Annotated in this window: 6 protein-coding genes; 4 read left to right on the top strand and 2 right to left on the bottom strand. The window is 47.2% G+C overall.

What is annotated here, in order from left to right; all coding sequences use genetic code 11:
- Nucleotides 1–366 precede the first annotated feature (366 nt).
- Complete coding sequence (locus ACLFWI_RS04295) at nucleotides 367–1,566, bottom strand: homocysteine biosynthesis protein (protein WP_446406397.1); 1,200 nt, start codon at nucleotides 1,564–1,566, stop codon at nucleotides 367–369.
- 40 nt (nucleotides 1,567–1,606) lie between these two features.
- Nucleotides 1,607–2,767 carry an AI-2E family transporter gene (locus ACLFWI_RS04290; protein ID WP_446411895.1) on the bottom strand — a complete coding sequence of 387 codons (1,161 nt, stop codon included), beginning with the start codon at nucleotides 2,765–2,767 and terminating at the stop codon, nucleotides 1,607–1,609.
- Between the two features lie 206 nt (nucleotides 2,768–2,973).
- On the opposite strand from ACLFWI_RS04290, the gene ACLFWI_RS04285 reads away from it, so the two are divergent.
- From ACLFWI_RS04285 to nrdR, 4 genes are all read left to right on the top strand, one after another.
- Nucleotides 2,974–3,309 (top strand): hypothetical protein, encoded by a 336-nt coding sequence (locus ACLFWI_RS04285; protein WP_446411894.1) that lies wholly within the window; start codon nucleotides 2,974–2,976, stop codon nucleotides 3,307–3,309.
- A 269-nt stretch (nucleotides 3,310–3,578) separates the two neighbouring features.
- Nucleotides 3,579–5,108: a photosystem II chlorophyll-binding protein CP47 gene (psbB, locus tag ACLFWI_RS04280; protein ID WP_446411893.1), complete on the top strand. Its 1,530-nt coding sequence runs from the start codon at nucleotides 3,579–3,581 to the stop codon at nucleotides 5,106–5,108.
- A gap of 142 nt (nucleotides 5,109–5,250) precedes the next feature.
- Nucleotides 5,251–5,346 carry a photosystem II reaction center protein T gene (locus ACLFWI_RS04275; RefSeq protein ID WP_446406401.1) on the top strand — a complete coding sequence of 32 codons (96 nt, stop codon included), beginning with the start codon at nucleotides 5,251–5,253 and terminating at the stop codon, nucleotides 5,344–5,346.
- Between the two features lie 212 nt (nucleotides 5,347–5,558).
- Nucleotides 5,559–6,131, top strand: coding sequence for a transcriptional regulator NrdR (nrdR, locus tag ACLFWI_RS04270; protein WP_446411892.1), 573 nt, complete (start codon nucleotides 5,559–5,561; stop codon nucleotides 6,129–6,131).
- Nucleotides 6,132–6,219 lie beyond the last annotated feature (88 nt).

Genomic DNA, 6,219 nt, shown 5'->3' with positions numbered 1-6,219 from the left:
CGACGTTTACCCTTGCGGGTGTCGTGTTTTCTCCTTTTAGGCACTGTTAATTCAGTGCTGGGCGTTTCAAAGGCTACGAGGGGCAAAAAGCGCAGCTTAAAGCCGTCCCCAACTGGCAAGGACGACTAAGGGAGTATGTTTATCAGCTAATAAACGAAGGCGAATAAATGGGTCCGTGTCGAACTTCATCCCCCGACTGAAGTACGGGGGCTTCCGTTCTCCCGTCCTTTATCTGTGAAGTACCCCAATTTGCTTTGCTCTTATTTGTTTCGCGGTCAAGTTAACAATAAAGTGTTAATATAACAAAGGACAAATGACAGATGACAGATGACTGCTAATCCCACGACCTAAAGTTGTGGGATTAGTTTACTCTATAGTAAGTTGAGAACCCCAGCTATCCTGAGGCAGAAAGGAACGATCCATGGGAATGGATGCCACGGGTTCGGTGAGCGTAAATTCGCCCCGTTCAATCCATTGCTTTAATTCCAAAGCAACTTGCCGTGAACGAAATACACTTGCCAAAGGTGCTGTCCGCACAGAGTTGCCGTCAATAGTAATCCGCCCCTGCTTCAGCTGGGCATAGCTGACTAATCCGAAGGTGGGACGAACGCGACGGGGAATCGAGAAATCAACCACTGGGGCGACAACATCCTGATCCGATACAGCACAATGCTGAACCACCTCTTCACTCAAGACAGGTAAGGGTACACCAACGCCCAACATCAGAGACGGACCATAATTTTTAAAGTAGCAACCCCGTACCCACTTGGGATTCATCTGCTTGGCATCTCCAATTAACGCTAATGTAGCGGCTGGACCAATGGGGGTATGATTGGGAAGGCGTTTCTGGAGGGGAAAATGTTGAGTCCCTTCCCAAGCAATGTAACCAATACCCCCACCCAAGAAAATTTGCGTACCAATCCCAATCAGCTTGAGTTCGGGATCATTGAGTAGCGGGGAAATTGCTCCAGGATTGGAGTAGACTGCATTGCCTAATCTGGGCTGGAGCGGACCAAGATAAGTGTACAAGAGGCGATCGCCCCCATTGACGCCGACGATAAAATTCTGATAAAGATTGCGCGGATTATAGAGATAGAACTGGTTAATCGTTTCGCGAGTAATCGTCGTATCACAAGAGGCTCTAGGATAACAGTCAGTCATCTGTCCAATCGCTCGTAACTGCACGGGTTTACCGGCAATCAAGTCTTCAATGACATGAGAACCACCCCGTTCTCTAGATTCCTCAACCTCTGGCAGATCTCCCATATCGGTAGAGTCTACAACTTGAGTCGCGCCTAAATACAAATCCACCGCACCAAAGCCAGCATAAGCAGGTACACCATCTAACCAGCATTTACGAATCTTAATCGGGGGGTCTGTGTGACCTAAATTAATAATCGCGCCCGAGGACTCCATTGGCTCAAATGTACCTGTGGTAATCACATCGACGTTCTTAGCCGCCTGCTTGACACCGATATCGGCGACTCGCGCTTTTAATTCCTCGACGGTCCAGACAACGGCACGACGATGGTAAATTTTGTCATTGATGTCAGCTAAGGTTCGCACGATAAAAAGTTGTTATTCGTCATTGGTCATTTGTCATTGGTCATTTGTCATTTGCTTCCCCAGCTTCCCCAGCTTCCCCATCTCCCCCATCTCCCTTATCTTCCTCATCCCTTACCATAGCAGCAGTGGGAGAGACAGCAAACGTTGTTGCCACAGGTTGAGCATCCTTTTGACTCGGATGATGCCATTGGTCAAGAATATCGTTAACCAGAACCTCCTTGAGCCAAACCTGAGCTACTACTGTTAGGGGAAGGGCTAATAATAATCCTAAAAATCCAAAGAAGGTGACGAAAAATAACTGGGCGAGTAAGGTTATAGCGGGTAGCAGGGATACCTGTTGCGCCATAACTAAAGGTGTGAGTAAATTACTTTCAACCTGCTGAATTACAATATATAGAATCAATACAGCAATGGCTTTCCAGGGCGAATCTAGCAGCGCGATCGCAATGGGTGGGATCACACTCACAACTGGTCCAAGATTGGGAATAAATGTTAAAATTCCCGCTAACGTGGCTTGTGCCAATGCCAGGGGAATTCCCAATAGCAGTAAGCCGAAAAAGCTCAACAACGAAATGACTGCCATATTAAACAGAATACCGACTAGCCATCCTCGTAAAGATTCATTACACCGCTGCAAAATCTGATCAACTCGACGTCGATAGAATGACGGAAAAAGGCGAACAAAGCTTTTCCGGTAAGGGTGAGGATCGGCAAGGAGCATTAATGTTAATACTAGAACAAGTAAACTATTCAGGAGGACAACCAAAGCATTATTGAAAAACATGAATCCACCCCCCAAAACCCGATTAATTAAGGGGGGAAGCTGTTGCAGCAACTGGTTAATATCTGGGATGTACTGATCGAGCAATTCCGATGAAATATCTGCTTCTAATGCTTCTACCCACTCGATTAACTGTTCAATACCCAGGGAAACCAACTCAACCAGTTGTAAGAATTGTTCGGCAAAAGGAGGTACGATGAGGAAGTAAAATCCAACCAAGACACATAGTAGCAGGAAAAGCGACAGCAGAACCGCAAAAAATCGTGGTATTCCAGAACGCTGGAATCGTTCTACCAGAATATTTAAGGCATTGGATATCACAATTGCGGCATATATAAGCATCAACATTTGCCGAATTTGCCACAAAACAAATAGTGAAACAACAAAGACAAGTATGCCAATCCATTTACCCAGACTCACTGCCCAGCCTCCAAGCTACTCTGGTTTGCTTCTGCTTGAAAATGGTAAAGTTTTAGTTCCGGACGTAGCCTACTACGTCTGAAACTCCCTTATCTGCCTCATCTGCCCCATCTCACTCATCTCCCCTATCATCAATACAGACTGAAACAAAAAAACTTTTGCCATGATGCACTAGAACACAAATTCTATACTGTAATGTCATACAAATGTCTGTAAAGTACTTTTTTCTATCCGATGGCTGGACTGTGGGACGAGTTTGGGAGTTTGGAGGGCTTTGGAATGTCAATGCTTGGCGACGGGAACCCGAAATCATCCGCCTCAACCTTTGCATCCTGGAACAGGGGGAAAAGTTATGGCTATATCGGGTTGAGGATGCGGTATTGATGGTAGAAGTTAAACCGACACCGGATGCTTCACCCCAATCCGCAAAAACTATTGGTCAAGTTGTCCTCAAACGCTTGATGAGTGCGGAACAAGTGATTGAGCGATTAACCACCGCGCCAAGTGTTTTGAATCTCTGCTCAGAAACGGGCGATGGATGATGAGGGAGGTGTAGAGACGTAGCATGCTACGTCTCTACGTTAGGGTTGAGCAAGCAGATTTGGTCAAAACGTTCTCTGTGCTTGCAATCGTTTCTAACAAAAGTTACACTTCTTTAAAGTCAAGACTAACCCGCCTAGCTGTTTGGAACATGAAGGATAACCGGAAAAGGTAATCAGTTAAAGCTTTTAGGCGGGTAAGATCAATTTCTAATCTCTTTAGCAAAAGAAGCGTCAAAGTAGAAACTCTATCTCTAGGAGGAGCGTAGTCAATGGGACTACCGTGGTATCGAGTACATACAGTCGTCCTGAATGATCCAGGGCGTCTGATTGCTGTGCATTTGATGCACACTGCCCTTGTGGCAGGCTGGGCTGGTTCGATGGCTCTATACGAACTAGCCACATTTGATCCGAGTGATCCAGTCCTCAACCCCATGTGGCGTCAAGGGATGTTCGTGATGCCGTTCATGGCGCGTTTAGGGGTGACTGACTCCTGGCGGGGTTGGAGTATTAGTGGCGAAACGGCGACAGATGTCGGTTTTTGGTCATTTGAAGGCGTTGCCGCTGCTCACATTGTTCTGGCAGGTCTGTTGTTCTTAGCCGCCTGCTGGCATTGGGTTTACTGGGATTTAGAACTGTTTAGAGATCCTCGCACGGGCGAACCGGCGCTGGATTTGCCAAAAATGTTTGGCATTCACCTGTTCTTGTCTGGTCTTCTCTGCTTTGGCTTTGGTGCGTTTCACCTAACTGGACTTTTTGGTCCAGGAATGTGGGTGTCTGATCCCTATGGTCTAACAGGTAGTGTTCAACCTGTAGCCCCATCCTGGGGACCAGAAGGATTTAACCCCTTTAACCCAGGCGGTATCGTTGCTCATCATATCGCTGCGGGGATTGTCGGAATTATTGCTGGACTTTTCCACTTGACGGTTCGACCCCCAGAGCGACTGTTTAAAGCGCTGCGGATGGGGAATATCGAAACAGTACTCTCTAGCAGTATTGCCGCTGTATTCTTTGCCGCGTTCGTGGTGGCGGGTACGATGTGGTACGGTTCTGCGGCTACGCCGATTGAACTGTTTGGTCCAACCCGTTACCAATGGGATCAAGGCTATTTCCAGGAAGAAATTGATCGCCGTGTGGAAATGGCGATGGCAGACGGAGCCAGCCCTTCAGAGGCGTGGAATCAGATTCCGGAGAAGCTGGCGTTCTACGACTATATTGGCAACTCTCCGGCTAAGGGCGGTTTGTTCCGCACCGGTCCGATGGACAAGGGTGATGGTATTGCTGAAGCTTGGTTAGGTCATCCAGTATTTACTGATGGCGAAGGTCGGCAATTGACGGTGCGCCGTATGCCCAACTTCTTTGAAACCTTCCCCGTTGTCTTGACTGACGCCAATGGTGTCGTTCGGGCGGACATCCCCTTCCGACGGGCTGAGTCGAAATATAGCTTTGAGCAAACTGGTGTTACAGCAACATTCTACGGCGGTCTTTTGGATGGTAAAACTATTGAAGAGCCCGCTGTTGTTAAGCAGTATGCCCGTAAAGCTCAACTGGGTGAACCGTTTGAATTTGATCGTGAAACCTTAAACTCCGACGGGGTATTCCGTACCAGTCCACGGGGTTGGTTCACGTTTGGTCATGCAGTATTTGCTCTGTTGTTCTTCTTTGGTCATATCTGGCATGGTTCCCGGACTCTGTTCCGAGATGTATTTGCTGGGGTTGATCCTGACCTAGACGAACAAGTCGAATTCGGTCTGTTCCAGAAAGTGGGTGATAAGACCACTCGGAAAAAAGAAGCCGTTTAATCGTAGAGACGTAGCATGCTACGTCTCTACCATAATCATGGAGGGCAAAAGAAAAATTAATTTTTCTTTTGCCTATTTCGCTATTGTGGTTGACTGAGCAAGGTAAACTGGTAGTACAGCAGATAATTGGGTAAGTTGTGACATGGAAAGCCTCATTTATATCTTTGTTTTGATTGGCGCTCTAGGCGTTCTGTTTTTTGCGATCGCGTTCCGGGAACCGCCTCGGATTCAAAAGTAGATCCCGATGGCGCTGTCTTCTCTCCTGGAGAGCGTCATCGTCTTCCTGATGATTATGATTGATCGTGAATTGGATCAGCTCTCTAGGATACCCTGAGCCGACATGAGTCTATCTGATTACTTTTGCCGACAGGGATTCGAGCAGGAGGAGATTAGATAGACTCGGATCGGCTAAATTTTCTGTATTTAACTAGTCGGAAAAGACTTGCTATTATGCGATGCCCCTATTGTCAGCACACCGACAGCCGCGTTTTGGAGTCTCGTTCAACCGAAGCAGGACAAAGTGTTCGGCGTCGTCGGGAGTGTTTGCTTTGTAAACATCGCTTCACGACTTATGAACGGATTGAATTTGTGCCGATTACTGTCCTGAAGCGGGATGGTAAGCGAGAATCCTTCGACCGTTCTAAGTTATTACGGGGAATGGTGCGGGCTTGTGAGAAAACAGGAGTTTCCCAACGACGCCTAGAAGCGATAGTCGATGAAATTGAAGCTGAAGTTCAGCAGCACTATGGGCGGGAGGTTACCAGTGATGAAGTGGGTGAGTTAGTCCTGCGCTACCTCCGACAAGAGAGTGAAGTAGCTTATGTCCGGTTTGCCTCAGTTTATCGGAAGTTTCAGGGCATTTGCGATTTTATCGAAACCCTAGAGCATCTCAGAAATAATGCTGAACTAGACAACCCCGGAATGTCGTCTGTACCACCAGCTATCGCTAACGAGTCTGATGATTCGGAGACATCAGCCTCCCTGGTCACTCCCACATCAGAGGAGCAACAGGTTTTACGGTAAGAGGCGCTAAACCCTGGTTAGACAGCAGTTTTAGCATTTCACGCTTTAGTATATCTGATTTGATAAAGTTTTGTGTACTTCTCAATCT

The sequence above is a fragment of the Coleofasciculus sp. genome, from assembly GCF_046539235.1.
Classification (GTDB): domain Bacteria; phylum Cyanobacteriota; class Cyanobacteriia; order Cyanobacteriales; family Coleofasciculaceae; genus Coleofasciculus.
Note: the sequence above shows the minus strand (reverse complement) of the source record. Positions and strands in the feature narration are given on the sequence as shown.